Source organism: Bradyrhizobium septentrionale (assembly GCF_011516645.4).
GTDB lineage: Bacteria > Pseudomonadota > Alphaproteobacteria > Rhizobiales > Xanthobacteraceae > Bradyrhizobium > Bradyrhizobium septentrionale.
Map to the genome: position 1 here is coordinate 4,348,316 of NZ_CP088285.1, position 25,732 is coordinate 4,374,047.

At 64.9% G+C, this 25,732-nt stretch carries 25 protein-coding genes and 1 pseudogene; 15 read left to right on the forward strand and 11 right to left on the reverse strand.

Annotated features, from left to right (window positions below):
* The first annotated feature begins 40 nt into the window (after window positions 1-40).
* The 10 genes and pseudogenes from HAP48_RS22430 to HAP48_RS22480 all read left to right on the forward strand — a co-directional run bounded on the left by HAP48_RS22430 (window position 41) and on the right by HAP48_RS22480 (window position 10,163).
* A complete protein-coding gene (locus HAP48_RS22430) occupies window positions 41-622 on the forward strand; it encodes a 6,7-dimethyl-8-ribityllumazine synthase (RefSeq protein WP_166209801.1) in 582 nt (193 codons plus the stop codon).
* Window positions 623-723: 101 nt separating this feature from the next.
* Window positions 724-1,918 (forward strand): annotated as a pseudogene (locus HAP48_RS50470) (MHYT domain-containing protein).
* A gap of 175 nt (window positions 1,919-2,093) precedes the next feature.
* Complete coding sequence (locus HAP48_RS22445) at window positions 2,094-2,957, forward strand: FAD binding domain-containing protein (protein ID WP_166216116.1); 864 nt, start codon at window positions 2,094-2,096, stop codon at window positions 2,955-2,957.
* Window positions 2,958-2,968: 11 nt separating this feature from the next.
* The gene (locus HAP48_RS22450; RefSeq protein WP_166209798.1) at window positions 2,969-3,469 is read left to right on the forward strand and encodes a (2Fe-2S)-binding protein; all 501 of its coding nucleotides are present in this window, start codon (window positions 2,969-2,971) and stop codon (window positions 3,467-3,469) included.
* Window positions 3,466-5,892, forward strand: a complete 2,427-nt coding sequence (locus HAP48_RS22455; RefSeq protein ID WP_166209795.1) for an aerobic carbon-monoxide dehydrogenase large subunit — start codon at window positions 3,466-3,468, stop codon at window positions 5,890-5,892. The genes HAP48_RS22450 and HAP48_RS22455 overlap by 4 nt, the downstream gene beginning before the upstream one ends.
* Entirely contained in the window at window positions 5,889-6,761 is an 873-nt protein-coding gene (locus HAP48_RS22460; protein ID WP_166209792.1) for an AAA family ATPase, read from the forward strand. Before HAP48_RS22455 ends, HAP48_RS22460 begins: the two co-directional genes overlap by 4 nt.
* On the forward strand, window positions 6,758-7,969 hold the full coding sequence (locus tag HAP48_RS22465) for a vWA domain-containing protein (protein ID WP_166209789.1): 1,212 nt from the start codon (window positions 6,758-6,760) through the stop codon (window positions 7,967-7,969). The genes HAP48_RS22460 and HAP48_RS22465 overlap by 4 nt, the downstream gene beginning before the upstream one ends.
* The gene (locus HAP48_RS22470) at window positions 7,969-8,805 is read left to right on the forward strand and encodes an XdhC family protein (RefSeq protein ID WP_166209786.1); all 837 of its coding nucleotides are present in this window, start codon (window positions 7,969-7,971) and stop codon (window positions 8,803-8,805) included. The genes HAP48_RS22465 and HAP48_RS22470 overlap by 1 nt, the downstream gene beginning before the upstream one ends.
* Window positions 8,806-8,813: 8 nt before the next feature.
* Entirely contained in the window at window positions 8,814-9,275 is a 462-nt protein-coding gene (locus tag HAP48_RS22475) for an SRPBCC family protein (protein ID WP_166209783.1), read from the forward strand.
* An 81-nt stretch (window positions 9,276-9,356) separates the two neighbouring features.
* Complete coding sequence (locus HAP48_RS22480; RefSeq protein ID WP_166209780.1) at window positions 9,357-10,163, forward strand: SDR family NAD(P)-dependent oxidoreductase; 807 nt, start codon at window positions 9,357-9,359, stop codon at window positions 10,161-10,163.
* Between the two features lie 161 nt (window positions 10,164-10,324).
* Here HAP48_RS22480 and HAP48_RS22485 read toward each other — a convergent pair whose 3' ends face one another.
* The 8 genes from HAP48_RS22485 to HAP48_RS22520 form a co-directional block, all read right to left on the reverse strand.
* Entirely contained in the window at window positions 10,325-11,278 is a 954-nt protein-coding gene (locus tag HAP48_RS22485) for a ribose-phosphate pyrophosphokinase (protein ID WP_029081966.1), read from the reverse strand.
* Between the two features lie 178 nt (window positions 11,279-11,456).
* Entirely contained in the window at window positions 11,457-12,065 is a 609-nt protein-coding gene (locus tag HAP48_RS22490; RefSeq protein WP_166209777.1) for a hypothetical protein, read from the reverse strand.
* 102 nt (window positions 12,066-12,167) lie between these two features.
* Complete coding sequence (locus tag HAP48_RS22495) at window positions 12,168-13,100, reverse strand: MerR family transcriptional regulator (protein WP_166209773.1); 933 nt, start codon at window positions 13,098-13,100, stop codon at window positions 12,168-12,170.
* 73 nt (window positions 13,101-13,173) lie between these two features.
* Window positions 13,174-13,941, reverse strand: coding sequence for a peptidoglycan editing factor PgeF (gene pgeF / locus HAP48_RS22500; RefSeq protein ID WP_166209770.1), 768 nt, complete (start codon window positions 13,939-13,941; stop codon window positions 13,174-13,176).
* The gene (locus HAP48_RS22505; protein ID WP_166216114.1) at window positions 13,938-14,996 is read right to left on the reverse strand and encodes a class I SAM-dependent methyltransferase; all 1,059 of its coding nucleotides are present in this window, start codon (window positions 14,994-14,996) and stop codon (window positions 13,938-13,940) included. The genes pgeF and HAP48_RS22505 overlap by 4 nt, the downstream gene beginning before the upstream one ends.
* Window positions 14,997-15,079: 83 nt before the next feature.
* Complete coding sequence (lgt, locus tag HAP48_RS22510; RefSeq protein WP_166209767.1) at window positions 15,080-15,922, reverse strand: prolipoprotein diacylglyceryl transferase; 843 nt, start codon at window positions 15,920-15,922, stop codon at window positions 15,080-15,082.
* 5 nt (window positions 15,923-15,927) lie between these two features.
* Window positions 15,928-16,146: a GNAT family N-acetyltransferase gene (locus HAP48_RS22515; protein WP_166209764.1), complete on the reverse strand. Its 219-nt coding sequence runs from the start codon at window positions 16,144-16,146 to the stop codon at window positions 15,928-15,930.
* A gap of 35 nt (window positions 16,147-16,181) precedes the next feature.
* Entirely contained in the window at window positions 16,182-16,913 is a 732-nt protein-coding gene (locus tag HAP48_RS22520; RefSeq protein ID WP_166209761.1) for a dienelactone hydrolase family protein, read from the reverse strand.
* A 177-nt stretch (window positions 16,914-17,090) separates the two neighbouring features.
* Here HAP48_RS22520 and HAP48_RS22525 point away from each other — a divergent pair, with 177 nt between their 5' ends.
* The 4 genes from HAP48_RS22525 to ychF all read left to right on the forward strand — a co-directional run bounded on the left by HAP48_RS22525 (window position 17,091) and on the right by ychF (window position 20,251).
* Window positions 17,091-17,348 (forward strand): accessory factor UbiK family protein, encoded by a 258-nt coding sequence (locus HAP48_RS22525; protein WP_024581076.1) that lies wholly within the window; start codon window positions 17,091-17,093, stop codon window positions 17,346-17,348.
* 284 nt (window positions 17,349-17,632) lie between these two features.
* On the forward strand, window positions 17,633-18,361 hold the full coding sequence (locus HAP48_RS22530) for a 50S ribosomal protein L25/general stress protein Ctc (protein ID WP_029081975.1): 729 nt from the start codon (window positions 17,633-17,635) through the stop codon (window positions 18,359-18,361).
* Between the two features lie 55 nt (window positions 18,362-18,416).
* A complete protein-coding gene (gene pth / locus HAP48_RS22535; protein ID WP_166209758.1) occupies window positions 18,417-19,022 on the forward strand; it encodes an aminoacyl-tRNA hydrolase in 606 nt (201 codons plus the stop codon).
* Between the two features lie 131 nt (window positions 19,023-19,153).
* Window positions 19,154-20,251, forward strand: coding sequence for a redox-regulated ATPase YchF (gene ychF, locus HAP48_RS22540; protein WP_166209755.1), 1,098 nt, complete (start codon window positions 19,154-19,156; stop codon window positions 20,249-20,251).
* A 227-nt stretch (window positions 20,252-20,478) separates the two neighbouring features.
* On the opposite strand, the gene HAP48_RS22545 is transcribed toward ychF, so the two are convergent.
* Window positions 20,479-20,754: a metal-sensitive transcriptional regulator gene (locus HAP48_RS22545; protein WP_029081978.1), complete on the reverse strand. Its 276-nt coding sequence runs from the start codon at window positions 20,752-20,754 to the stop codon at window positions 20,479-20,481.
* 66 nt (window positions 20,755-20,820) lie between these two features.
* Between HAP48_RS22545 and HAP48_RS22550 the strand changes: the two genes are divergently transcribed.
* On the forward strand, window positions 20,821-23,214 hold the full coding sequence (locus HAP48_RS22550; protein ID WP_166209752.1) for a heavy metal translocating P-type ATPase: 2,394 nt from the start codon (window positions 20,821-20,823) through the stop codon (window positions 23,212-23,214).
* 162 nt (window positions 23,215-23,376) lie between these two features.
* Here HAP48_RS22550 and HAP48_RS22555 read toward each other — a convergent pair whose 3' ends face one another.
* Window positions 23,377-24,291 (reverse strand): 4-hydroxy-tetrahydrodipicolinate synthase family protein, encoded by a 915-nt coding sequence (locus tag HAP48_RS22555; protein ID WP_166209749.1) that lies wholly within the window; start codon window positions 24,289-24,291, stop codon window positions 23,377-23,379.
* 519 nt (window positions 24,292-24,810) lie between these two features.
* Complete coding sequence (locus tag HAP48_RS22560) at window positions 24,811-25,731, reverse strand: LysR family transcriptional regulator (RefSeq protein WP_029081982.1); 921 nt, start codon at window positions 25,729-25,731, stop codon at window positions 24,811-24,813.
* Between the last annotated feature and the right edge of the window lies 1 nt (window position 25,732).

Here is a 25,732-nt window from a genome sequence, read left to right on the forward strand (position 1 = left end):
TGTCCGTGTGCCCTGATTCTGGTCCTGAAAGAGGAAAGCCATGAATCAGATGTTGCAAGACCAAGACGTTCAAGCTTCTCAAGTCCAAACCTCCGAAGCAGATAGCGCTCCCGTTACGCCGGCAATTCCGCCGGCGCCGGAGCATCCGCACTTCGCCAAGCCGCAGCGCGTCGCCTTCGTGCAGTCGTCCTGGCATCGCGATGTGGTGGAAGAGTGCCGCATCTCCTTCCTGAAGGAGATCGAGGCGCGCCACATCACCAATGTCGACGTGTTCGAGGTGCCGGGCTCGTTCGAGATCCCGTTGCACGCGCAGCTCCTGGCGAAGACCCGCCGTTACACCGCGATCGTCGCGGCCGGGCTCGTCGTCGATGGCGGCATCTATCGCCACGAATTCGTCGCCGACACCGTGATCAAGGCGCTGATGGATGTGCAGCTGCGCACCGAGGTGCCGGTGTTCTCGGCGGTGCTGACGCCGCAGCAATTCCACGAGACCGAGGTGCATTACGATTTCTTCCGCAAGCACTTCGTCATCAAGGGGATCGAGGTCGCCGAAGCCTGCGCCAACACGCTGCTCAGCCTGGAGCGCCTGCGCGGCCAGGTCGCGGCGGGGATCCCCGGCTAGGTCAGTCCTTCCAATCGTCTGATTGTCATTCCCACCGCCGCCTCTATAAAGTCGGCGGTGGGAGGAGGCCTCGCCGTGACGACGGCTTGGCCGAGACGATCATGTTCGAAGGACACGATCCTTATCTCGTCGCGCTCTCGGTGGTGATCGCGATTCTGGGAGGTTACACCGGTTTCGGCCTGGCCGCGCGCATCCGCGGCGGACCGGATTCCGCTCATCGCTTGTTGCTCGCGGGTGCAGCATTCTTTTTCGCCGTCGGCATCTGGACGATGCATTTTGTCGGCATGCTGGCCGCACCATTGCCGGTGGGCACTGTCTATCTGGTGTTGCCGACCATTATCTCCTTTCTGATCTGTGCGCTGGTGGTCGGCATATCGCTGTTCTTCGTCAGCGTCGGCGAGCCGTCGATGCTCCGCGTTGTTTCATCGGCCGTGTTGCTCGGCCTTGGCATTGCCAGCATGCACTATGTCGGCATGCACGGGCTGTCCGGCGACTTCGCGATGACGCACGCTCCGGGAATGGTTGTGCTCTCGATCGCGATCGCGATCGCCGCGGCCTATGGCGGCTTGCGCGCATTCCTGGCGCGGCACGGGGGCGTCCAGTTGATGTTGAGCGCGGTGGCCTTCGGCTTTGCCGTCTCCGGGATGCACTACACGGCGATGGCCGGCATGCAGAGCTCCATCTGGCGGCGGGGCTCATCACCACATGGATGGATTGGCGGCGTCGTCGCAGATGCTGTCGCTGGTCGTGACGTTGCTGTGCTTCGTTATTGCCGCAGGCTTCCTGCTATCGCTGGTGCCTGATCCGCGGAAAACGGCTACCGCAATTGCCGGCGCCGCCGGGGGAAGCTCCGATTCAGCCGAACTGGCGGGTGCCGCCACTGTTCAGGCCGATCCGCCGCTTCGGCCGACCCCCTTGGGCGGAATTGGCCAGCCGCCCCGCGCCCCGCCGGCACCTCGGCTGCCTCTAGAAGGGGCGGACGGCACCCATTTTATCGATGCCGCAGACGTTCGCAGCGTGACGGCGGATGCCCACTACACCAAGGTGCATGACGGGACCCGGGAGAGGATGTGCCCCTGGTCGATCTCGGAGGCCGAGGCGCTGCTCGATCCTCGCCTGTTTCTGCGTGTGCACCGCAGCCATATCGTGGCGATACCGCATGTCACTCTGGTTCGGAAGGAGGGCGATGGCGCGGTCATTGAACTGGACGGTCCGTCGCCACATCGCGTGCCGGTGAGCCGGGCCAAGATCGCTGAGTTGAAGGCCCGACTCGGGCTCGCCCGCCGCACCGCCTGAACGCCCCCCCTGGCCCGATGGGACGCAGGCGCTGACGCATTTCGTGCGCATCGGGCGGTATTTCGTGCGAATTTTGCGTGCCCGTGCCGCATTTGTTGCGTGCGAATCCGCGCCCAGCCAGCCTCCCTCCAACGTCCGCCGGACCCTAAGGCCGCAGGACGACATGGAGGAAATGATGATTCCCGGCTCGTTCAGCTATCACCGCCCGGCGACGCTGGCTGACGCGGTGAAACTGCTTTCGACACTCGGCGATGAGGTTCGTCCGCTGGCTGGTGGCCACAGCCTGGTTCCGATGATGAAGCTGCGGCTGGCTGCCCCCGAGCATCTGGTCGACCTGCATGACATCGCCGACCTGAAAGGCGTCCGTCGCGAAGGCAGCAAGGTCCTGATTGGGGCCATGACCACCCAGCACGACTTGCTTACCTCCGTCGAGATCGCCCAATCCATCCCCATTCTGCATGAGGCCGCGCTTCTGATCGCTGATCCTCAGGTCCGGTACCGTGGCACCGTGGGCGGTAATGTCGCCAATGGCGACCCGGGCAACGACATGCCGGCGCTGATGATGACGCTTGGCGCGACCTATCATCTCGACGGGCCGCATGGCGGTCGTGAGGTTGCAGCCGCCGATTACTATCAGGGGGCCTATTTCACAGCGATCGAGCCAGGCGAGCTTCTGGCCTCGATCTCCATCCCGGTCCCGCCCGCGAGTCACGGCTACGCCTACGAGAAGCTGAAGCGGAAGGTCGGGGACTACGCCACCGCTGCCGCGGCGGTGGTGCTCACGATGGCCGGCGGCAAGGTCGCGACCTGCACGATCGGACTGACCAATCTTTCGGAAACGCCGCTGCTGGCCGATGCCGCCGCGCAGGCGGTGATCGGCACCAGTCTCGACGCGGCCACGCTCAGGAAGGCTGCCGCCGCGGCGGAGGCGATCATGGCGCCAGCCGCGGATGCGCGGGGGCCCGTCGAATACCGCAAGCACGTTGGCGGCATCATGGTGATGCGAGCGCTGCAGCGCGCCGCCGCCAATGCGGCCTGAGGAGGGACCAGATGGCAAAGACGCATATCACGATGCAGGTGAACGGCGCCGAGGTCGAAGGCCTCGTCGAACCACGTACCCTGCTGGTGCACTTCATCCGCGAGAACCTGCAGATGACCGGCACCCATATTGGCTGCGAGACCACGCATTGCGGCGCGTGCACGGTTGATATCGACGGCATGTCGGTGAAGTCCTGCACCATGTTCGCGATACAGGCCAACGGCTCCGAGATCACCACGATCGAGGGCATGGCGAACCCCGACGGCTCGCTCTCGGCGCTGCAGGAAGGCTTCCGCATGATGCACGGTCTGCAATGCGGCTTCTGCACGCCGGGCATGATTATGCGCGCGCATCGGCTCCTGAAGGAGAATCCGTCGCCGACCGAGCAGGAGATCCGGATGGGTATCTCCGGCAATCTCTGCCGCTGCACCGGCTACCAGAACATCGTCAAAGCCATTCAATACGCCGCAGCCAAGATCAACGGCGTGGAATTCCGGGAGGCCGCAGAATGAACGATATGACTCCCACGCGGGAACAACGCAGCGCTGCGCTCGAAGGTATGGGTTGCAAGCGCAAGCGGGTCGAAGACATCCGCTTTACGCAGGGCAAAGGCAATTACGTCGACGACGTGAAGCTGCCGGGCATGCTGCATGGCGATTTCGTGCGTTCGCCGCATCCGCATGCGCGCGTCAAGTCGATCGACGATTCCGAGGCGTTGAAGGTGCCGGGCGTGCTCGCGGTGATCACCGCCGAAACGCTGAAGACGGTGAATCTTGCCTGGATGCCGACGCTGGCAGGCGATGTGCAGATGGTGTTGGCCGACGGCAAGGTGCTGTTCCAGAACCAGGAGGTGGCCTTCGTCGTGGCGACGGACCGCTACGCCGCCGATGACGGTATCAACAAGGTCAAGGTCGAGTACGAACCGCTGCCGCCGCTGATCGATCCATTCAAGGCAATGGACGCAGACGCGCCGGTGCTGCGCGAAGATCTCGCCGGCAAGACCACCGGCGCCCACGGCCCGCGCAAGCACCACAATCACATTTTCGAGTGGACCGTCGGCGACAAGGACCTGACGGACGCCGCCTTCAAGAAGGCCGACGTGACGATCAAGGAGATGATCTCCTACCATCGCACCCATCCGTCGCCGCTCGAGACCTGCCAGTGCGTCTGCTCCTTCGACAAGATCAAGGGTGAACTGACGATCTGGGGCACTTTCCAGGCGCCGCACGTGATCCGCACCGTCGTGGCGTTGATCGCGAAAATTCCCGAGCAGAAGATCCACGTCATCGCGCCCGACATCGGCGGCGGCTTCGGCAACAAGGTCGGGGCCTATCCGGGCTATATCTGCGCCGCGGTCGCCTCCATCGTCACCGGCAAGCCGGTGAAATGGGTTGAAGATCGCATCGAGAACCTCACCGCGACGTCGTTCGCGCGCGACTATCACATGACGACGGAAATCGCCGCGACCAAGGAGGGCAAGGTTACGGGGTTGCGTGTCCATGTGCTCGCGGATCACGGCGCATTCGACGCCTGTGCCGATCCGTCGAAATGGCCGGCGGGCTTCTTCAACATTGTCACCGGCTCGTATGACTTCCCGACCGCGCATCTCGCGGTTGACGGCATCTACACCAACAAGGCCCCGGGCGGAGTTGCTTACCGCTGCTCATTCCGTGTCACCGAGGCGGCATACTGCATCGAACGCGGGATGGATATTCTCGCACAGAAGCTGGGGATGGATCCGGCCGAACTTCGGCTGAAGAATTTCATCAAGCCGGAGCAATTCCCTTATCACTCCGCACTCGGCTGGGAATATGACTCCGGCGACTACCACACCGCGATGCGCAAGATGATGGAGTCGGTCGACTACGCCGGCTTGCGCAAGCAGCAGGCGGAGCAGCGCGCCGCGTTCAAGCGCGGCGAGACCCGCGAGATCATGGGTCTCGGCGTCTCCTTCTTCACCGAGATCGTTGGCGCCGGCCCGTCGAAGAACTGCGACATCCTGGGAATCGCGATGTTCGATTCCTGCGAAATTCGCATGCACCCGACCGGTGCGGGCATCGCCCGGATGGGTACCAAGAGCCAGGGCCAGGGGCACGAGACGACCTGGGCACAGATCATCGCCACCGAGATCGGTATCCCCGCCGACAACATCATGGTGGAGGAAGGCAACACGGACACCGCACCCTATGGCCTCGGCACCTACGGTTCTCGCTCGACGCCGGTCGCGGGTGCCGCGATTGCGATGGCCGCGCGCAAGATCAGGGCCAAGGCGCAGATGATTGCGGCCTACAAGCTCGAGGTCCACGAGGACGATCTCGAATGGGACATCGATGGGTTCCGCGTCAAGGGCCTGCCCGAGAAAGTCATGTCGATGAAGGATATCTGCTGGGCCGCGTACAATTCGGTGCCGCCGGGCATGGAGCCGGGGCTGGAGGCGGTCAGCTACTACGATCCGCCAAACATGACCTATCCGTTCGGCGCCTATATCTGCGTGATGACCATCGATGTCGACACCGGCGTGTACAAGGTCAAGCGCTTCTATGCGCTCGATGATTGCGGCACGCGGATCAACCCGATGATCATCGAGGGCCAGGTGCATGGCGGCCTCACCGAGGCGTTTGCGATCGCGATGGGACAGGAGATTCGATACGACGCCGAGGGCAATGTCGTGACCGGCTCGTTCATGGATTTCTTCATGCCAACCGCGGTCGAGACGCCGCATTGGGAGACGGATTTTACGGTCACTCCGTCACCGCATCACCCGATCGGCGCCAAGGGCGTCGGTGAAAGCCCGAATGTCGGCGGCGTGCCCGCGTTCTCGAACGCGGTCAACGACGCATTCTCGTTTCTTGGCTCGACCCACATCCAGATGCCGCATGATTTCTGGCGGAACTGGTTGGCGGCGAAGAACCTCGGCGTGTTCGGGGCACCATGAAGACCCGTGACGAGATCGCGCGCGCACTCGGCGACGCAGGCTATATCGCCGACGGCGAGCTCGCGATTGCGATCGCGCTAATGCAACAATTGCGGCGTCCGCTTCTGCTGGAAGGCGAGGCGGGCGTCGGCAAGACCGAGGTCGCCAAGGCGCTGGCCGCCGTTCACGCTACCGAATTGATTCGCCTGCAGTGCTATGAGGGGCTCGACCAGTCCGCGGCACTCTACGAATGGAACTACCAACGGCAATTGCTGTCGATCCAGGCGCACCGCGGCGCCGATGCGGATGCGGTCGAGGACCAGATCTTTTCCGAGAAGTATCTCCTCGAGCGGCCATTGCTCGCTGCGATTCGCCGAGAGAGGTCGCCGGTCTTGCTGATCGACGAGATCGATCGCGCCGACGATGAGTTCGAGGCATTTCTCCTGGAGCTGTTGTCCGATTTCCAGGTCACGATACCCGAGCTCGGCACGATCAGGGCGACTGCAATACCTCATGTCGTGCTGACGTCGAACGGTACGCGGGAGCTCTCGGATGCGCTGCGTCGACGCTGTCTCTATCACTATGTCGACTATCCCGACATCGACCGGGAAGCGCGCATCATCACGACGCGGGTCGAAGGCACCAGCGCCTCGCTGGCGTTGCAGATCGCGCGCATGGTCGAGTGCATCCGGAAAGAGGAATTGCGCAAGGTTCCCGGGGTCGCCGAGACGCTGGATTGGGCCGCTGCATTGGTCGGGCTTGAGGTGAAGGATCTGCACGATGCGCCCGAGACGGTGCACGAAACCCTGATGTGCCTGCTCAAGACGCAGGAAGACAAGGCGCGGGTCTCGCGCGAGGTCACGCAACGTTTGCTGGGAAGGGTCGCATGAGTTGCTGCGGCGCATCGCCCGATCTTGACGACATCAACGAGGTATCCCGTCTCGTTTCCCGCAAGCTCGCGGCGTTTCTGCGGACCCTGCGGGATAGCGGCTTTGCCGTCGGTCTTGCCGAGGGCCAGGACGCCGCCACCCTGATGGCTGCGGGCTACGCGGCACGGCCGGGCCTGCTGCGTTCGGCGCTCAAGCACCTGCTTTCGACGCGCAAGGCCGATTGGGACAGGTTCGACGGAATTTTTGACGCTTTCTGGCTCGGCAAGCGGGTGCGGTCGCGTTCGATCGCAACGGGTGCTGCGAAACCCGCGAACAATCCTTCGCTGAAAAGTCTGCCCAACCAATCGGCCGAGCCCCGAGCCGGTGCCGAGACGGCGATCGATCAGATTCCCTCGGTTGATGGGGTCGAAAACGAGCGCTCGGGCGATGGGCGCATGGAAGGCGCGTCGCGCGCGGACAATCTCGCCGAGGTGGATTTCCGCAATCTGGCCGATCCGCAGCAGGTTGAGCTGGCCCATCTCGCTGCAGCGCAACTGGCGCGCGTCATGCGCACGCGGCTGACGCGGCGCGATCTGGCGCGGCGCCGGGGCTATCGTCTCGATCTGCGTCGTACAATTCACGGCAACATCAGTCACGGCGGCGTACCGCTCAGTCTGGTGAGACGCCAGCGCAAGCCGAAGCCACTACGTCTGGTGGTCCTGCTCGACGCTTCCGGCTCGATGAGCATGTACACGGGCGTTTTCCTCCGCTTCATCCACGGCGTGCTCGACGAATTTCGTGAGGCCGAGGCGTTCCTGTTTCATACCAGGCTGGCTCACGTTTCGGACGCGATGAAGGAGAGGGATGCCGGCCGCGCCCTCGACCGGCTCTCGATCATGGCGCAGGGAGCGGGTGGCGGCACCAGGATCGGTGAGTGTCTGCAGACATTCAATCGTTGGCACGCGGCGCGCGTGGTTCATTCGCGCACCTGTGTAATGATCGTTTCCGATGGTTACGAGACGGGTGACGCTGCATTGCTCGGCCGCGAGATGGCGGCGCTTGGCCGGCGTTGCCGCCGTATCGCCTGGCTCAACCCGATGATGGGATGGCGGGGTTACGCGCCGGAGGCGCGCGGCATCAAGGCGGCGCTGCCGCATGTCGATCTCTATGCGCCGGCCAACACGCTTGCGAGCTTGAGGGCGCTCGAACCCTATCTGGCGAGGCTTTGATGGGCGTGCATGTCGAGATCATGGATCTGGTCGCGCAGCTGAAGGCCGCGGAGCAGTCGTTCGTATTGGCGACCGTTGTTCGCACGGTCTCGGTGACCGCGGCCAAGGCGGGAGCGAAGGCCATCATCCGTCCGGACGGTACGATCGTGGCGGGCTGGATCGGGGGAGGGTGCGCCAGAGGAGCGGTTTTGAAGGCGGCGCGCGAGGCGCTGATCGATGGCGAGCCGCGCATGGTCTCGGTGCAGCCTGAGAATTTGCTCGCCGAACTCGGCGTGAAGGCTGGCGAGAGCAAGGATGGTGTGCGCTTCGCCTCGAATATGTGCCCGAGCAAGGGGACGATGGACATTTTCGTGGAGCCGGTCCTGCCGCATCCCTCGCTGATTATCCTGGGCGCAAGTCCGGTCGCGCTGTCGCTCGCCGCCCAAGCACGTCAACTCGGCTATCACGTGACGCTTGCCGCGCCCGCGTCCGACCTCATTGTCCCGCCGGATGCTGACGTGATCCTCGACGGTTTCGAAGCCAAAAATCTCCATCAGGCTCGTCGCTTCGTCGTGGTCTCGACCCAGGGCAAGGGTGACGAGATCGCGCTGAAGATGGCGGTCGCGATCGACGCCGCCTATCACGCTTTCGTCGGCAGCAAACGCAAGATGGCGGCGCTGCGCGACAAGTTGATTGCCGACGGTCTCGAGGCTGCCGTGATTGATCGCGTGAAGGCGCCGGCCGGGCTCGATCTCGGCGCCATCACGCCGGAGGAAATCGCGATGTCGATCCTCGCCGAAATCACCATCGAACGCCGCCGTGGCCAGCGTTCCACCGGTTCCATTGCAGGGAGGTAATCCGCAATATGCAGATGAACGACAGCCAGCGTATCCCGGCCTCAAAAGACAAGGTGTGGGCCGCGCTTAACGATCCCGAGATTCTGCGGCGGTGCATTCCCGGCTGCCAGTCGCTCGAGATGGCCTCACCTACCGAAATGACCGCTACCGTCGTGCTCAAGGTGGGGCCGGTGAAAGCGACCTTCGGCGGCAAGGTGACGCTGTCCGATCTCGATCCGCCGAACAGCTATCGCATCTCCGGCGAAGGTTCTGGCGGCATCGCCGGCTTCGCCAAAGGAGGCGCGATCGTCACGCTGACGTCGGAAGCGCCGGACCTGACCGTTCTGGCTTACGCGGTTGACGCGCAAATCGGCGGCAAGCTGGCGCAGCTTGGCGGCCGGCTGATCGATTCCACCGCGAGGAAGCTTGCCGGCGAGTTCTTCAAATCCTTTGGCGAGGTTGTCGCTGGGACAACGGCGGTCGGCGTCTGAGCGCGCACAGGGGTCTTGGTCTGATCGCATCTTCGGTTAAGCTGTCCGGTAACAAACGTACTGGATGGGAGTGATCGGACCATGACCAAGGAAGCCTCCTCCGACTGGCTCGGCCTGTCGGGTCGCGTTGCTGTCGTCACCGGCGGAGGCGGCGGCATCGGCCGCGCCACCGCGGTCAGCTTCGCGCGCGCCGGCGCCAGGGTCGCAGCCCTCGATCGCGACGAGCGCGGGCTTGCCGAGACCAAGGCAAAGCTTGGCGAGTTCGGCGATGGTCACCTCGTCGCGAGCTGCGACACCACTAGCGCAGAAAGTGTCGCGGCGTCCGCTGGCGCGGTCGAGCGCACGTTTGGGGCTTGCGACATCCTCGTCAACACCGCGGCGGTGCTGCGCCCGGGCGGGCTCGATACGCTTTCACTCGCCGAATGGAATGCGGTGCTGGCAGTCAATCTCACCGGCTATTTCATCTGCGCGCAGGCATTCGGCGGCCAGATGCGTAAAGCGCGCGGCGGCAGCCTCATCCACGTCGCCTCGATCGCCGCCAGCAATGCACAGGGGCAGAGCGGCGCCTACAGCGTCAGCAAGGCCGGCGTCGTGATGCTCTCGCAGCAGCTCGCCGCCGAATGGGGGCCGCACGGCATCCGCAGCAATGTGGTCAGCCCGGGCCTTGTCGTGACGCCGATGAGCCAGGCCTTCTACGATACGCCTGGGGTCACCGAGCGGCGCACCGCCGTGGTGCCGGTGCGCCGGATCGGCGCACCGCAGGACATGGCGGATGCCATCCTGTTCCTGGCGAGCGACCGCTCGTCCTACATCAATGGTGAGGAGATCATCGTCGATGGCGGCTATGCGCGGACGCTGATGAGCCACGTGCCGCGGCCAGGGTTTTAGGGAACGCGGCATCCGCAAATTCGGTGTCGTCCTGGCCTTGAGCCGGGACCCATAACCACCGTTCCAGGGAGTGAAAGGGATTATCGCCCCAGCGGAGCAAAACAATTTCCAGTTGGGGTAATGGGTCCTGGCTTTCGCCAGGACGACAGCAAGTATTGACCTTAATCGAACAGGCTGGAGACCGACTCTTCCGCCGCGGTGCGGCCGATCGCTTCGGCGATCAGGCCGGCGACCGAGATCTGGCGGATGTTCGGTGCTTTGTTGACCGCCTCGGTCGGCAGGATCGAGTCGGTGATGACCAGCTCCTTGAGCCGTGACGATGCGATGCGCGCGGCGGCGCCGCCCGACAGCACGCCGTGGGTGATGTAGGCCGAGACCTCCTTGGCGCCGTGGGCGATCAGCGCCTCGGCCGCGTTCACCAGCGTGCCGCCGGAATCGACGATGTCGTCGACCAGGATGCAGTTGTAGCCGGCGACGTCGCCGATCACGTTCATCACTTCGGATTCACCGGGGCGCTCGCGGCGCTTGTCGACGATCGCGAGCGGGGTGTTGATGCGCTTGGCGAGGCCACGTGCGCGCGCCACGCCGCCGACGTCCGGCGACACCACCATCACCTTGGCGAGGTCGAACTTTTCTCTGATATCGCGGACCATCAGCGGCGCCGCGAAGAGATTGTCGACGGGGATGTCGAAGAAGCCCTGGATCTGGCCGGCATGCAGATCGAGCGTCATGACGCGATCGACGCCGGAGTGCGAGATCAGGTTGGCGACGAGCTTGGCCGAGATCGGCGTGCGCGAGCCGGACCTGCGATCCTGCCTGGCGTAGCCGAAATAGGGCACCACCGCGGTGATGCGGCGCGCCGAGGATCGGCGCAGCGCGTCGGTGATGATCAGCAATTCCATCAAATTGTCGTTGGCCGGATACGACGTCGATTGCAGGATGAACATGTCCGAGCCGCGGACGTTCTCCTGGATCTCGACGAAGATCTCCATGTCGGCGAAGCGCCGGACCACGGCCTTGGTCAGTTCGATGCCAAGGCCCTTGGCGATCTCCTGCGCCAGCGCAGGATTGGAGTTGCCGGCGACGAGCTTGATTGATCCGTTCTTTGCCGACATCGATGCTTCCCCCCGCGCCTTGCTGGATACGACGTTCAGCATCTCAAGTCCTTACAGAACCGGCGGGTTTTCGGTGCGCGAGGGAATATCAGGGAGGCGGCTTGGCTGGCAACCCATTAGCCCGCTTTCGCCGCCGTTTTCCTGGGCAAAAACGCCTGTCTCCGGGACATAACGGGGTCTAATTGGCGGAATAGCCGAGCGCCACGGTCTCGGGCTCGGCGGAGGACGGGGCGCTCGCGACGGTCGGCCCGCGGAGCTCCGGGGCCGAGGCGGGCGCCGGGCCGCCATTGATCATGCTGGACAGGCCGCTGAACCCGGCTTGGGCGATCCTGCGCAGCACCAGATCGTCGGCGGTGGCCCAGGCGTCGCGGCCGGCCTTGCCTGCGGGCTCCTCGCCGGAGAGGCGGAGGGCGCGTTGCTGATTGCTGTCGTAGACGTCCCACACCCACGCGATCATGGTGCGGCCGCGCACCACCTGTGCCGACAGATAGCTGCGCACGCGGTAAGCCGCGGCACCCTGGCGCGACACGACCGACAGGCTGCGCAGCTTGGATTCGCTGTCGAGCACGCCCACCATGCGGTCGAACACCTGGGGCGGCGGACCGTCGATCGATTCGAACGCAACGGTTGCGCCACTCGTCGCCGGTGTGGCCATGGCATAGGAATCGGCCACATTGCCGCCGGCCGCGCATCCACCAAGTGCGCAGGCGACCGCTAGCCACGTGACGGCGAGCGCGGCGCGCACGGCTGTCCCAGTTTGAAACTGGTGGTTTGACGCTTCCCTCATTGCGTCCTGCGATATCGTTAAAATGGCTTAACGTCTAGGGCAGGACGGCCACAGCCCTTAACCGATCCGGCGGCTGCGCCACGAGGTTTCGGATTTCCTTGCTCAGTCAGAGAGATGGTACCGCATGGCTGCGGTGATCCAGGCCCATTCCCGGTTCGGGCTCGCGTCCGGCGACTGCCCGCGCATGATGGCGACGAGCTCCCAGTAACGGGCCGCGCGGTCGTCATGCAGCGCATATTTGCGGCGGATCCAGTTGCGGAATTCCTGGTCGGGTTCGCGTTTCAGCAATCGCGCCGACGTCTCGAGCCAGTCGCGCGCCAGCGCCTGGCCCGCCTCCGACGTCGGTCCGAGGTCGCGCGCGATGATCTCTTTGGCCCTCGCCAGCACGGTCTCGTTGGCCTGTTGCCAGGCGGCGAGATCCAGCACGCGGTGATTCCAGACGTCCTCCGCGTTGGCACGGAGGTTGGCGACAAGCGAGGGATCATTGAGCATCTCCGAAAGCTCGATCCAGGCATCGCATTGCGCGGGCGTCGGCTCATCGGGCAATTCGGGCACGCTGGTTTCGATCATCTGCCGGACCCAATTCCGGTCGATGTTGATGCCGTCGGACACTTTCTCGAAAAAGCGTTCGACGACGTTGCGGCGCTCGGCGCGGGACAGCTGGGTCATGGTCAGGTATCTCCTCAGGTCTGCTTCGGTGAGTTGCGGTGAACGCAACGCAGCCCGCAGGGCCGAGGCGACGCGGCGCTGTGCCGCGATCTCTGCTTCCAGCGTCTCGAGGCGGAGCTTCAGCGCCTCGACCAGCGAGAGCTCCTTGGTCAGGACCTCACGAATGGCGTCGAGACCGAGCCCCGCATCGCGCAGGCAGCGGATCAGGTCGAGGCGAACCAGTTCGTCGTCGGTGAAGACGCGATAGCCGCTCGCGGTGCGGCCGGCCGGCGGCAGCAGTCCCTGGTCCGAATAGAAGCGGAGCTTGCGGACACTGATGCCGCTGAGCCGCGCCGCCTCGCCGATGCTGTAGGTGCGTTGTGTCATGCGCCGCTTGTCCGGTCTCCAGCAGGTGGAGAGTCAAGCCGTTATCGCACAGCGACGACTAGAAATGCTCGTCTCAGCGTTCCAGTGCGATGGCGTGAACGTGCCGGCCGTAGTCGGCTTCCTTGCGATGCACCGAGCGGCGGTAGCTGAAGCAGCGTTCGTCGGAATAGGTGTCGATGCCGAGATCGTCGATCATCAGCACGCCGGCATTCTCCAGCCGCATCCGGATGAAGCCGGCGAGATCGAACATCGCGTGTCCGTCGCGCTCGCCGGGCAGGAAGAACACGCCGTTCTCGGCATCGGCCTCGATGAAGCGCTCGACGAATTCGTTGCCGACCTCGTAGGACTCCTTGCGGATCATCGGCCCGATCGCCGCGACGATGCCGCCGCGCTCGGCACCGAGCTTTTCCATCGCATCGATGGTCGATTCCAGGATGCCGGTCAGCGCGCCCTTCCAGCCGGCATGCGCCGCGCCGATCACCCGCGCGTTGGGATCGACGAACAGGATCGGGCCGCAGTCGGCGGTCGTGACCGATATCGCAAGCCCTTCGGTGCGTGTGACGAGCGCGTCCGCCTTCGGGCGCGGCGCGCCGTTCCACGGGCCGTCCACGACCACGACGTCGGGCGAGTGGACCTGATGCACGCTGATAAGGTGATCCAGCGGGACGCCGAGTTGCGCGGCCATCCGCCGCCGGTTCTCCGCGACCCTGGCCGGATCGTCGTTGGAGCCGAGCCCGCCATTGAGGGCGGCATAGATGCCCTCCGAGACGCCGCCCTCGCGCGAGAAGAAGGCGTGGCGCAGGCCCGGAATGGCCGACAGCAGCGATGATCCCAATGTCATTGTTCGGTCTCGTCAGGCTGATCGCTCAGTCCGGCGATCGAGGTGAGGCGCGGGTCGGAGATCGCCATCGTCTTGAACATCGAGCCCATCCCGCCGCGCCCGGAATCGGTCAGGCGCTTCAGCGCACCGGCGATGTCGGCGGACATTTCGGGGCTTGCCTTCGCCATCAACCCGGCGGCGCGGGCCTCGACGCCGAGGCGCTTGAGGAAGTCACCCTGCGTCGCCGGCCCGTGGACACGTGCGCCGACATCCTCGGCGGCCCGCGCCAAGGCCTGGAAATCGACATGCGCCGTGATGTCGGCCTGTCCCGGGTTCTTCAGCGGGTCGGCGAAGCTATGGCGCGCGATCGCCTGGAAGGTGTCGCCGGCGTCGCTGCGCAGATGGCCGTAATCGATGATCAGCGCGGCGCCGTCCTGGTCACGCACCCGCGTTGCGAGCTTCATGATCTCGTTGTCGGGCCGCCATTCGAACACCGCGCCGAGTGGGGCGGCGCGCACCAGCGGCGGCAGCAGCACCTCGAAGTGTGGTGTCGGCTCGGGAGCGGGAGCGAAATACAGGCTGCCATTGGCATCCATCCCGACCGTGCGCTCGTGCCAGCCGGTCTCGCGGCGGACCATCTGGTGGATCGGCAGCACGTCGAAATATTCGTTGGCGAGGATCACCGCCGGCCCTTCGGGCACGCCGTCGATGCTGTCGTGCCAGGTGATGTTGCGCACGCCCGTCAGGGTCTCGTACTGCTTCTCCCGCAGCACCGGATTGACCTCGACCATGTGGATGCTGAGCGACTGGTAGAGCGGTGGCAGCACGCGAAGCGCCCGAAGCGCGTCGGCCATCATGGTGCCGCGGCCGGGCCCGAGCTCGATCAGGCGCAGTGTCTCCGGCGAGCCGATCGCGCGCCAGATCGAGGCGCTCCACAGCCCGAGCAGTTCGCCGAACATCTGGCTGACCTCGGGCGCCGTGGTGAAATCGCCCTCGCGGCCGAGCGGATCGCGCGACAAATAGTAGCCGTACTGCGGATGCATCAGGCACAATTCCATGTAGCGCCAGACCGGCATCGGCCCGGACAATTTGATCAGCTTCCTGATCTCGTCCAGCAACGGGGAGGGTTCGCTCACGGCGTTCCTTGGATTTAACTTGCTTAGGTTGCAGTCGGGGCCGGTCCGTTCGCCTTGCGACGGACGGAGGCCCTGATGATGATGATGCCTACAATAATCATTGGCACCGACAGCAGCATCCCCATGGTTAATCCGCCCCACAGGAATCCGAGCTGCGGGTCGGGCTCCCTGAAGTGCTCGCCGATGATGCGGGCAATGCCGTAGATCGTGATGAAGCTGCCGAGGATCAGGCCGGGCCGCTTCAGCGCCCCCATCCGGATCATGATGGCGAGCGCCACGAACAGCACGATGCCCTCAAGCCCGGCCTCGTAGAGCTGGCTCGGATGCCGCGGCAGCGGTCCGCCATTGGGGAAGATCATGGCCCAGGGCAGGCTCGCCTCGGCGTGGCGGCCCCACAATTCGCTGTTGATGAAATTGGCGAGCCGGCCGAGGAACAGCCCGATCGGCGCCACCGCGGTGGTGATGTCGCCGAGCGACAGGATCGAAATGTTGTTGCGGCGGGCAAACAGCATTACCGCGGCGACGCAGCCGAGGAAGCCGCCGTGGAACGACATGCCGCCCTTCCACAATTCGAGGATCTCGCCCGGATGCGCGATGAAGAACGGCAGGTTGTAGAACAGCACATAGCCGGTGCGGCCGCCGACGATGATGCCGATCGTGACCCAGAGGATGAAATCGTCGAGCTGCGGCAGCGTGATCGGCGCCGGGCCGCCCCACAGCCGCTCTTTCTTGATCAGCGACCGGGCATAGATCCAGCCCAGTACGATGCCGACGATATAGGCGAGCGCATACCAGCGGATCACGATCGGCCCGAGCGAGAGCGCAGCGGGGTTGAACACCGGAAAGTCGATCAGCAGGAATGGCATTTTGATCAGAGCGCTTTCGTGTAGACGGCGTAGGGCACGCCGAAGATCGGAGGAACATCATGGGCCTTGAGGAAGCCCATTCTGAGATACATCGGCAGGGCGACAGTCATGATCGGACTGGTGTGCAGCGCGATGGCGGGCGCGCCGTCGCGCTTTGCCCTTGCAACGCATTCCGTGCTCAGGGCGCGCCCTAGCCCTTTGCCTCGAAACGCTGGATCGACCACCGAACGCTATCCGCCATCGGCATCCTGCATGCGTTCTAGACCAGATTGCGGCGATAGAGCGCGAGCAGCCGCTCCCAATGGCGTTCGGCGGCGTCGCGATCATAGACCGGGCGCTTGGGGAAGGCGAAGCCGTGATGGGTGCCGGGATAGATCTCGACCTCGTTGTTCGAGCCCTTCATGCCGGCCTTGACCTGCTCGATGATCTCCGCGGGCGCGTAGATGTCGGTCTCGGCGCAGGCGAAATAGAGCTCGGCCTTGGACTTCTGCGCGGCGAGATGCGGGCTGTCGGACTGGTCGGTCGCCAGATGCGTGCCGTAGACCGAGGCGGCGGCCTTGACCCGATCGGGGAAGTGCGTCGCCGCGTTCACGGCGTAACGTCCGCTCATGCAATAGCCGACGGTGCCGATGATCCTGGTGTTGGCGGCCTTCTGCGTCTCGGCATAGGCGAGCAGGCCCCTGGTGTCTTCCATGACAAGCGGAATGTTGAGCGAGTGCATCAGCTCGAACATGCGCTTGCGCTCCGGCGATTCCGGATCGGGATTGATCGGGCCGAGCTCCATCACGCCGGCGCGGTAATACATGTTGGGCAGCATCACATAATAGCCTGACGTGCCGAGCCGGCGCGCCATGTCGCGCAGCTCCTCGCGGATCGCCGGCGCATCCATGTAGAAGATGACGACAGGGAAAGGGCCGCCGCGCTCGGGATGGGTGATGAAGGTGGTGGTCTTGCCGTCCTTGGTCTCGATATCGACGGTCTGCTCGATCATGGCGTTTCTGCTCGCGTTATGTGTGCGATTTCTGTTGTGAGTTCATACGATTGCAAGGAAACCGGAACATGACAAGGCAAGCTGCCGCAAGGTCTGCCATTCGCGGCGGACTTGAACCGGATGGCGGGGATCGCCATTGTCTTCTGGCAATCCAGTGAACGCGGAGAGTTTTGCCAGATGACCCAGACCAGCAACCGGTTTTTCGATGAGATCGGCCGTCTGATGAACGATGCCGCCGGCGCTGCCCAGGGCGTCAAGCGCGAGGTCGACACCGTCATGCGCAACCAGGCCGAACGCATCCTGCGCGACCTCGACGTGGTCAAGCGCGAGGAATTCGACGCGGTCAAGGACATGGCCCGCCTGGCGCGCGAGGAGAACGAGGCGCTGAAGGCCCGGATCGCAGCGCTGGAAGCCAAGCTCGGTGGTGCCGGCTAATTACCTCGCGTGTCATGGCCGGGCTCGACCCGGCCATCCATCTGCTTCGACAAAGCTGCTTTTTTGATGGATGCCCGGGTCATCTAGCGTGAACACGCGCTTCTGCCCGGGCATGACGAGTTTGAGAACTCCGCAGAAAAATCCCTTCATTTCCTTGTCATTTCGGCCCTTTGGGGCTAAAAGCCCGCCACGTCCGCGGCCCCCGCACCCCTGGAGGCTTGCTGTGGACCTGAGCATGGGCCGCGCTGCGGCCTTTAACTTTTTAAATACAAGGACTTAACGCTATGGCGACCGTCAAGGAATTGAAGGCGACCGCGCGTCCGAAGAGCGGCAAGGGGGCCGCCCGGGCAGAGCGTCGCGCCGGGAGAGTTCCCGGAGTGATCTACGGAGACAACCAACCCCCCGTCACCATCTCGGTCGACGATCGTGAACTGCGCCAGCGCATCCTGGCGGGCCGGTTCCTGACCACGATCTATGACATCGACCTCGAGGGCAAGAAGCACCGCGTGATTCCGCGCGACTTCCACCTCGACCCGGTGAAGGACTTCCCGCTCCATGTCGACTTCATGCGGCTCGGCGAAGGCGCCACCATCCGCGTCAGCGTGCCGCTGCACATCGTGAACGGCGAAAGCTCGCCGGGCGTCAAGCGCGGTGGCACCGTCAACATCGTCACCCACACGCTCGACCTCGAGTGCTCGGTCGACAACATCCCGCAATATATCGAGGCCGATGTCGGCGCGCTTGAGATCAGCTACTCGCTGCATCTCTCCGAGGTCAAGCTGCCCGCGGGGGTGAAGTCGTTGACCCGTGAGGACGCAACGCTGGTCACCATCGTGCCGCCGTCCGGCTACGCCGAAGAGCAGAAGGCCGCGGCTGCGGCGGCTGCCGGTGGCGCTGCGGCTCCGGCCGCGGGTGCTGCGGCTCCGGCCGCTGCGGCGGCTCCGGCTGCAGGTGCTGCGGCTCCGGCCGCGGGTGCCAAGGCTCCGGCCGGCGGTGGCGACAAGAAGAAGTAATCGATCAGGTCGGCGCGCCATCGTCTGATGGCGCACCGACGCGGGATGCCGCGCCATGCGCCTTTTTGTCGGTCTCGGTAATCCCGGCGCGAAATACGCCAGTAACCGGCACAATATCGGTTTCCTGGCGGTCGACGAGATTGCACGGCGTCATGGTTTCGCACCATGGCGCCGTCGCTTTCAGGGCGAGACGTCGGAAGGCGTGGTCGACCGTGAGAAGGTCGTGCTGTTGAAGCCGACCACCTACATGAACGATTCCGGGCGCGCGGTGCAGGAAGCGGCGAACTTCTTCAAGCTTGCCCCCTCCGACATCACCGTGTTCCAGGACGAGCTCGAACTGCCGCCCGGCAAGGTGCGCGTCAAGATCGGCGGCGGGATCGCCGGCCATAACGGGCTGCGCTCGATCTCCGCGCATATCGGCAACGAATATCGGCGCGTGCGGATCGGGATCGGTCATCCCGGCGTCAAGGAGCTCGTGCACAGCCACGTGCTGTCGGACTTCGCCAAGAGCGACCGGGCGTGGGTGGAGGCCTTGGGCCAGGCCATCGCCGACAATGCCGGCCTGCTGGCGACGGGGCACGACGCGTCGTTCGCCAACAAGGTGCATCTGACGATGCAGGCCAAGGGATTTTTCGACACTAAGGACGAGGGCACGAAGTAGACCCTCGTCGTCGCCGGGCTTGACCCGGCGATCCATTTTCCGAGTGGGATGGATACGCGGGTCAAGCCCGCGTATGACGACCTCAGTCAATTCAACCGCGCAGCGTGAGCGCGCGAGAGATCGGGACGAACATGGGATTCAAATGCGGGATCGTCGGGCTGCCTAACGTCGGCAAGTCGACGCTGTTCAATGCGCTGACCGAGACGGCGGCCGCCCAGGCGGCGAACTATCCGTTCTGCACCATCGAGCCGAATGTCGGCGAGGTGGCGGTGCCCGATCCGCGGCTGGAGAAGCTGTCGGCGATCGCCAAGTCCGCACAGATCATCCCGACCCGGCTGACCTTCGTCGATATCGCGGGCCTGGTCCGCGGCGCGTCGCAGGGCGAGGGCCTCGGCAACCAGTTCCTCGCCAACATCCGCGAGGTCGATGCCATCGCCCATGTCGTGCGCTGCTTCGAGGATTCCGACATCACCCATGTCGAAGGCAAGATCGCGCCGCTCGCCGACATCGAGACCATCGAGACCGAGCTGATGCTGTCCGACCTCGACAGCCTCGAGAAGCGCGTCGACAACCTCTCGAAGAAGGCCAAGGGCAACGACAAGGAAGCCAAGGAGCAGCTCGAGCTCGTCAACCGCGCGCTGGTGCTGCTGCGCGATGGCAAGCCGGCGCGCGGGCTGGAGCGCAAGCCGGAGGAGGAGCGTGCGTTCCGCATGCTCGGGCTCCTGACCTCGAAGCCCGTGCTCTATGTCTGCAACGTCGAGGAAGGCTCGGCGAAGGACGGCAACAATTTCTCGAAGGCTGTGTTCGAACGCGCCAGGCAGGAGGGCGCGGTCGCGGTCGTGATCTCGGCCAAGATCGAATCCGAGATCGCGACGCTGTCGCGCGAGGAGCGTGTCGACTTCCTGGAGACGCTGGGCCTCGAAGAGGCCGGGCTCGACCGGCTGATCCGCGCCGGCTACCAGCTGCTCGACCTCATCACCTATTTCACCGTCGGCCCGAAGGAAGCGCGTGCCTGGACCATCGACCGCGGCACCAAGGCACCCGCCGCCGCCGGCGTGATCCATACCGATTTCGAGAAGGGCTTTATCCGCGCCGAGACCATTGCGTATGAAGATTATATCGCCGGCAACGGCGAAGCCGGCGCCCGCGATGCCGGCAAGCTGCGGCTTGAAGGCAAGGACTACGTCGTCGCCGACGGCGACGTCATGCACTTCCGCTTCAATACCTGAGTTGCGATTTCGAGTGAGCTCCGCACTCTCTTTAATGTCGTCCCGGCGAAGGCCGGGACCCATAACCACCAACCGTGGTTATGAAGCACGCTGGGGCCCCACCTCGCACAAACAACCACTCCCTGTGGTTATGGGTCCCGGCTTTCGCCGGGACGACACTGAATGTGAGGCGCCGCCCTCGACTCCGTCGGAAGCGGCGAGGTTAGCGCCCGTAGAAGGGCTGCGCCTCACCGATCCGCGCGGCCGATCACATCCATCAGCTCGGTGATCTTGCGCCGCTGGTCGGCCTTGTCGCCGGACGAGATCGCATGCTCCACGCAATGCGCCACATGATCGCGCAGGACCTCCTCCTCGACGCGTCGCAACGCCGCGCGCGCGGCGGCGATCTGCGTCACCACGTCGATGCAATAGCGGTCGTCCTCGACCATGGCGGCCAACCCGCGGATCTGACCCTCGATCCGTTTGAGCCGTTTTAAACAGGATGTCTTGACCTCTTCCCTCATAGGTCTCATATACCCCCCTAGGGTATATAAATCAAGAGGCCGGGGATACCGGCCGGGAAGAGTCTCGTGGCACAGGCAGAGCACGACCATTCGCACGCGGATCACCACCATCATGGCGCGGCCGCGCATTCCTGCTGCGGCGGCAAGCACGATCACGACGCCGCGCCGGCCGAGGCGGCGTTCGCGATCGATCCGGTGTGCGGCATGAAGGTCAACCCGGCGACCGCCAAGCACCGCTTCAGCTACAAGGGCGAGGAGTATCTGTTCTGCAGCGGCCGCTGCCGCGAGTGCTTCGAGGCCGAGCCGGAGAAATTCCTGAAGCCGCGCGAGGTGGAGCCGCCGGCGCCCGCGGGCACGATCTACACCTGCCCGATGCATCCCGAGGTGCGTCAGGTCGGCCCCGGCTCCTGCCCGATCTGCGGCATGGCGCTCGAGCCCGAGCAGATCTCGCTCGACGACGGGCCGGATCCCGAATTGATCGACATGACGAGGCGGTTCTGGATCGCGCTGGCGCTGACGCTGCCCGTGTTCGTGCTCGAGATGGGCGGCCATCTCGGGCTGGGACATCTGGTGCCGCAGGACTGGTCGAACTGGATCTCCTTCGTGCTCGCGACGCCGGTCGTGCTGTGGGCCGGCGCGCCGTTCTTCGTGCGCGGCTGGCAGTCGCTGGTCACGCGCAATCTCAACATGTTCACGCTGATCGCGATGGGTGTCGGCGTCGCCTATGTCTATAGCGTGGTCGCCACGCTGGCGCCGCAGCTGTTCCCGCCCGCCTTCCGCGGCATGCATGGCGCGGTCGCGGTGTATTTCGAGGCGGCGGCCGTGATCACGGTGCTGGTGCTGCTCGGCCAGGTGCTGGAATTGCGCGCCCGCGCCCAGACCTCGGGCGCGATCCGCGCGCTGCTCGGCCTTGCGCCCAAGACCGCGCGGCGCATCACCGATCACGGCGACGAGGACATCGACATTGACGCGATCAAGGTCGGCGATCGCCTCCGCGTGCGCCCGGGCGAGAAGGTTCCGGTCGACGGCGTCGTCATCGAGGGCAACGCGGTGATCGACGAATCCATGGTGACGGGTGAATCGATGCCGGTCACGAAGGCCGAGGGTGAGAGCGTGATCGGCGGCACCGTCAACCGGAGCGGCGGCCTCGTGATGCGTGCCGAGAAGATCGGCCGCGACACCATGCTGTCGCGCATCGTCGACATGGTGGCGAAGGCGCAGCGCTCGCGCGCGCCGATCCAGCGGCTCGCCGATCGTGTCGCCGGCTGGTTCGTGCCGGCGGTGATCGCCACAGCCGTGCTCGCCTTCATCGCCTGGACAGTGTTCGGTCCGGAGCCGCGCCTCACCTTTGCGCTGGTCGCCGCCGTCACGGTGCTGATCATCGCCTGCCCCTGCGCGCTCGGGCTGGCAACGCCGATGTCGATCATGGTCGGCGCCGGCCGTGGCGCGCATTCCGGCATCCTGATCCGCGACGCGCAGGCACTGGAGCGGATGGAGGCGGTCGACACGCTGGTGATCGACAAGACCGGCACGCTGACCGAGGGCAAGCCGAAGGTCGTGCGGATCATTGCCGCCGAGGGGTTCGACGAGAGTGATCTGCTGCGCCTTGCCGCCGGCGTCGAGCAGGGCAGCGAGCATCCGCTGGCGCAGGCGATCATCTCGGCGGCGAAGGAGCGCAGGCTCGCTTCCGCCGCCGTGAGCAACTTCGCCTCGCCGTCCGGCAAGGGTGCGACCGGCACGGTCGAGGGCAGGCAGGTTGCACTCGGCAACGCCGTACTGATGGGCGACCTGAAGATCGCGACGGCAGCGCTCGACCAGGCCGCCGAGGCCGCGCGCCGGGACGGCGCCACTGCGATCTATGTCGCGGTCGATGGCCGCATCGCCGGCGCGATCGCGATTGCCGATCCGGTCAAGGCGTCGGCGGCCAACGCGCTGCAGGCGCTGCGCAGCGAGGGCCTGCGCATCGTGATGCTGACCGGCGACAATGAGACCACGGCGCGCGCGGTGGCGCGCACGCTTGGCATCGACGAAATCGAGGCCGGCGTCCTGCCCGAGCGCAAGAGCGAGGTCGTGCAGCGGCTGCGCGGCGAGGGCCGTGTCGTCGCGATGGCGGGCGACGGCGTCAATGATGCGCCGGCGCTGGCCGCCGCCGACGTCGGCATCGCGATGGGGGGCGGTACCGATGTCGCGATCGAGAGCGCCGGCATCACGCTGCTCACCGGAGACCTGATGGGCCTCGTCCGCGCGCGGCGATTGTCGGTCGGGACCATGCGCAACATCCGCCAGAACCTGGCGTTCGCCTTCGTCTACAACGCCGCCGGCGTGCCGATCGCGGCCGGCGTGCTGTATCCGCTGTTCGGCATCCTGCTGTCGCCGATCGTCGCCGCCGCGGCGATGGCGCTGTCGTCGGTCAGCGTGATCGGCAACGCGCTCCGGCTCGCCAGGGTGAAGCTCGATTGAGCATTCTTACCTCGCCCCGCTTGCGGGGAGAGGTCGGATCGCATCGTGAGATGCGATCCGGGTGAGGGGGATTCTCCGGGAGTCCGTCTCCCACCATATATGCGGAGACAGCCCCTCACCCCGACCCTCTCCCCGTAAGAACGGGGAGAGGGAGAAGAGGCCTCACGCCGGCAGCAGAAGCTGTGCGCGCCGCCCCATCTCCGCATCGAGCCAGGTCGCGAGATCCTCGCTCACCTCCACCATCGGCAGCCGCACCTCGGGGCTGTCGATCAGCCCCTGCCGCCACAGCCAGTGCTTGGCCGGCGCGGGGCTGGGCTCGGCGAACAACAGCCGGGTCAGGCCGACGACGCTCTGCCAGGCGGCCAGCGCCGCGTCGCGCTGGCCCTGCTGCAACAGCGTGCGGATCGAGGCGAAAATGTTTGTTTCCAGATGTGCGGACAGCAGGATCGCGCCGTCGGCGCCGTCGGAGAGCGCATCGAATGTCTGGGCATCCTCGCCGGTCAGCACGCGGAAGCCCGCCGGCCGCCGGCTGAGGAAGTCGATCGACTGCGCGCGGTCGGCGCAGCAATCCTTCATGCCGGCGATGTTCGGATGTTCGGCAAGCGTCAGCAGCGTCTCGTTGGTCAGGTTCACCGCCGTGCGATAGGGAATGTTGTAGAGCACGATGGGCCATGCGGCATGATCGGCGAGCGCGTTGAAGTGCTGCACCAGCCCGCGTTGCGAGGGGCGGGTGTAGTAGGGGCTCGCGATCAGATAGCCGTTGATCGGCCAGTCGGCGGTGTCATCCAGCACATGCTTCATCCGGGCGGTCGAGGCGCCGGAGAGCCCGAGAACGACCGGCAGATGGCGGGAGCTGGCACTGAGCTCGGCGAGCACGACGCTCACCAGCCCCTCGAGTTCATCGGTGCTGAGCGCCATGCCTTCACCGGAGGTTGCGCCGAGGATGAAGCCGTCGACAGGGCCGCCGGCGTAGTGCCGCACGAGGCGGCGCAGCGAGGTGACGTCGAGTTCGCCGTTACGGAACGGCGTGATCAGGGGCAGCCAGAGGCCCTGCAGTTGCTGGTGTAAGTCAGTCATGTTCCATCTCCTAAGAGGGCAAAGCCGGAGACGGGACCAACAAAAAACCCCGTCCAGGCGGCGGGGTTTCGGGATCGGTTTGAATGCGAAGGTGATCTTATCGCGCGCGATCTCGTGTCCCCGGGAGGGGACCTTTTTTCGACGACAGAGCGGCGCACGAAGTCGTGATCATGGGACAATGATGCTGCGCTGCGAGGTTGTTGTCAATGCACGCGCTGACCGAGGCGTGCGGCACGTCCCCGTGACGTGCAAACGAAAAAAAGCCGGGCTCGAGAGAGCCCGGCTTAAGGTATTGGCCACGTGAGGCCGACACAATCACCTTCCAAGAGGGATTACTGAACTTCCGCGCCACTGGAGGAGGGGGACATATGCGCGACGCGACCGCTCAGCGTGTAAGCAATATGATCCCCATCGGCGCCTTGCAGCAACTATCCAGGTCGCATGTCAGTCATGCGGAGATTCAGGGGCCTCTTGGGGCAGCGCGGCAAGCCCATAACCCAGTCCATAAAGGCGGCTTAATCAGGACGGCCAGCGCTGCGCCTTGCTGACCACGAAGTCGCGGAACACCTGCACACGGGCCACCGTCTTCAGCTCTTCCGGATAGACGAAGTAGGTGTCGAGCGCGATCGAGTCGGACTCGCCGAACAGCTGCACGAGGTTGTTCTGTTCGACCAGATAGTCCGGCAGCGCGGCGATGCCGAGGCCCTGCTGGCAGGCGCGCACGAGGCCCAGGATGTTGTTGACCTTGAAGTAGGGTTCGCGCGGACCGGAGCCGTTGCGGCCGGCATCGATCAGCCAGCTGCGGTTCTGCAGATGCGGCGGCACCTGCGAGTCGCCGAGCATGATGATGCGGTGCGAGTCGAGATCATCCAGCGTCCGCGGCGTACCGAAGCGCTTGATGTATTCCGGCGAGCAATAGGCGTGGAAGCCGATCGAGAACAGCTTGCGCTGGATCAGGTCCGGCTGGGTCGGCTTGCGGGTGCGGATCGCGACATCAGCCTCGCGCATCGACAGGTCGAGATCCTCGTCGGTGACGATCAGCGAAATCCGGATGTCCGGGTAGAGCGCAACGAACTCGTCGAGCCGCGGGATCAGCCAGTTGATGCCGAGCGCGGGCGGCGTCGTGATCTTGAGGTCGCCGCTCGGCCGCTCGCGGCTGTCGGTGAGCTTGGCGCGGGCCGCCTGCAACTGCATGAACACGTCATGCGCGGTGCGGAACAACAGGTCGCCCTGTTCGGTGAGGATCAGGCCGCGGGCATGGCGGTGAAACAGCGAAACCGAGAGCTCCTGCTCCAGCGCGCTGACCTGGCGCGAGACCGCCGATTGCGACAGGCCGAGCTGTTCGCCGGCATGCGTGAAGCTGCCAGCCTCAGCCGCTGCGTGAAAGACCTTCAGCTTGTCCCAATCCATATCTGTAAATCCGTCGCGAGATCGTGCCATG

Coding starts and splice junctions, on each gene's coding strand:
- HAP48_RS22485 (WP_029081966.1), bottom strand. CDS start 11,278: ATGTCGGCAAAGAACGGATCAATCAAGCTCGTCGCCGGCAACTCCAAT.
- HAP48_RS22430 (WP_166209801.1), top strand. CDS start 41: ATGAATCAGATGTTGCAAGACCAAGACGTTCAAGCTTCTCAAGTCCAA.
- HAP48_RS22475 (WP_166209783.1), top strand. CDS start 8,814: ATGCAGATGAACGACAGCCAGCGTATCCCGGCCTCAAAAGACAAGGTG.
- HAP48_RS22555 (WP_166209749.1), bottom strand. CDS start 24,291: ATGACTGACTTACACCAGCAACTGCAGGGCCTCTGGCTGCCCCTGATC.
- HAP48_RS22465 (WP_166209789.1), top strand. CDS start 6,758: ATGAGTTGCTGCGGCGCATCGCCCGATCTTGACGACATCAACGAGGTA.
- HAP48_RS22480 (WP_166209780.1), top strand. CDS start 9,357: ATGACCAAGGAAGCCTCCTCCGACTGGCTCGGCCTGTCGGGTCGCGTT.
- HAP48_RS22445 (WP_166216116.1), top strand. CDS start 2,094: ATGATTCCCGGCTCGTTCAGCTATCACCGCCCGGCGACGCTGGCTGAC.
- HAP48_RS22520 (WP_166209761.1), bottom strand. CDS start 16,913: ATGATCGAGCAGACCGTCGATATCGAGACCAAGGACGGCAAGACCACC.
- ychF (WP_166209755.1), top strand. CDS start 19,154: ATGGGATTCAAATGCGGGATCGTCGGGCTGCCTAACGTCGGCAAGTCG.
- pth (WP_166209758.1), top strand. CDS start 18,417: ATGCGCCTTTTTGTCGGTCTCGGTAATCCCGGCGCGAAATACGCCAGT.
- HAP48_RS22525 (WP_024581076.1), top strand. CDS start 17,091: ATGACCCAGACCAGCAACCGGTTTTTCGATGAGATCGGCCGTCTGATG.
- pgeF (WP_166209770.1), bottom strand. CDS start 13,941: ATGACATTGGGATCATCGCTGCTGTCGGCCATTCCGGGCCTGCGCCAC.
- HAP48_RS22530 (WP_029081975.1), top strand. CDS start 17,633: ATGGCGACCGTCAAGGAATTGAAGGCGACCGCGCGTCCGAAGAGCGGC.
- HAP48_RS22460 (WP_166209792.1), top strand. CDS start 5,889: ATGAAGACCCGTGACGAGATCGCGCGCGCACTCGGCGACGCAGGCTAT.
- HAP48_RS22490 (WP_166209777.1), bottom strand. CDS start 12,065: ATGAGGGAAGCGTCAAACCACCAGTTTCAAACTGGGACAGCCGTGCGC.
- HAP48_RS22495 (WP_166209773.1), bottom strand. CDS start 13,100: ATGACACAACGCACCTACAGCATCGGCGAGGCGGCGCGGCTCAGCGGC.
- HAP48_RS22455 (WP_166209795.1), top strand. CDS start 3,466: ATGAACGATATGACTCCCACGCGGGAACAACGCAGCGCTGCGCTCGAA.
- HAP48_RS22545 (WP_029081978.1), bottom strand. CDS start 20,754: ATGAGGGAAGAGGTCAAGACATCCTGTTTAAAACGGCTCAAACGGATC.
- HAP48_RS22560 (WP_029081982.1), bottom strand. CDS start 25,731: ATGGCACGATCTCGCGACGGATTTACAGATATGGATTGGGACAAGCTG.
- HAP48_RS22450 (WP_166209798.1), top strand. CDS start 2,969: ATGGCAAAGACGCATATCACGATGCAGGTGAACGGCGCCGAGGTCGAA.
- HAP48_RS22470 (WP_166209786.1), top strand. CDS start 7,969: ATGGGCGTGCATGTCGAGATCATGGATCTGGTCGCGCAGCTGAAGGCC.
- HAP48_RS22505 (WP_166216114.1), bottom strand. CDS start 14,996: ATGCCGGTCTGGCGCTACATGGAATTGTGCCTGATGCATCCGCAGTAC.
- lgt (WP_166209767.1), bottom strand. CDS start 15,922: ATGCCATTCCTGCTGATCGACTTTCCGGTGTTCAACCCCGCTGCGCTC.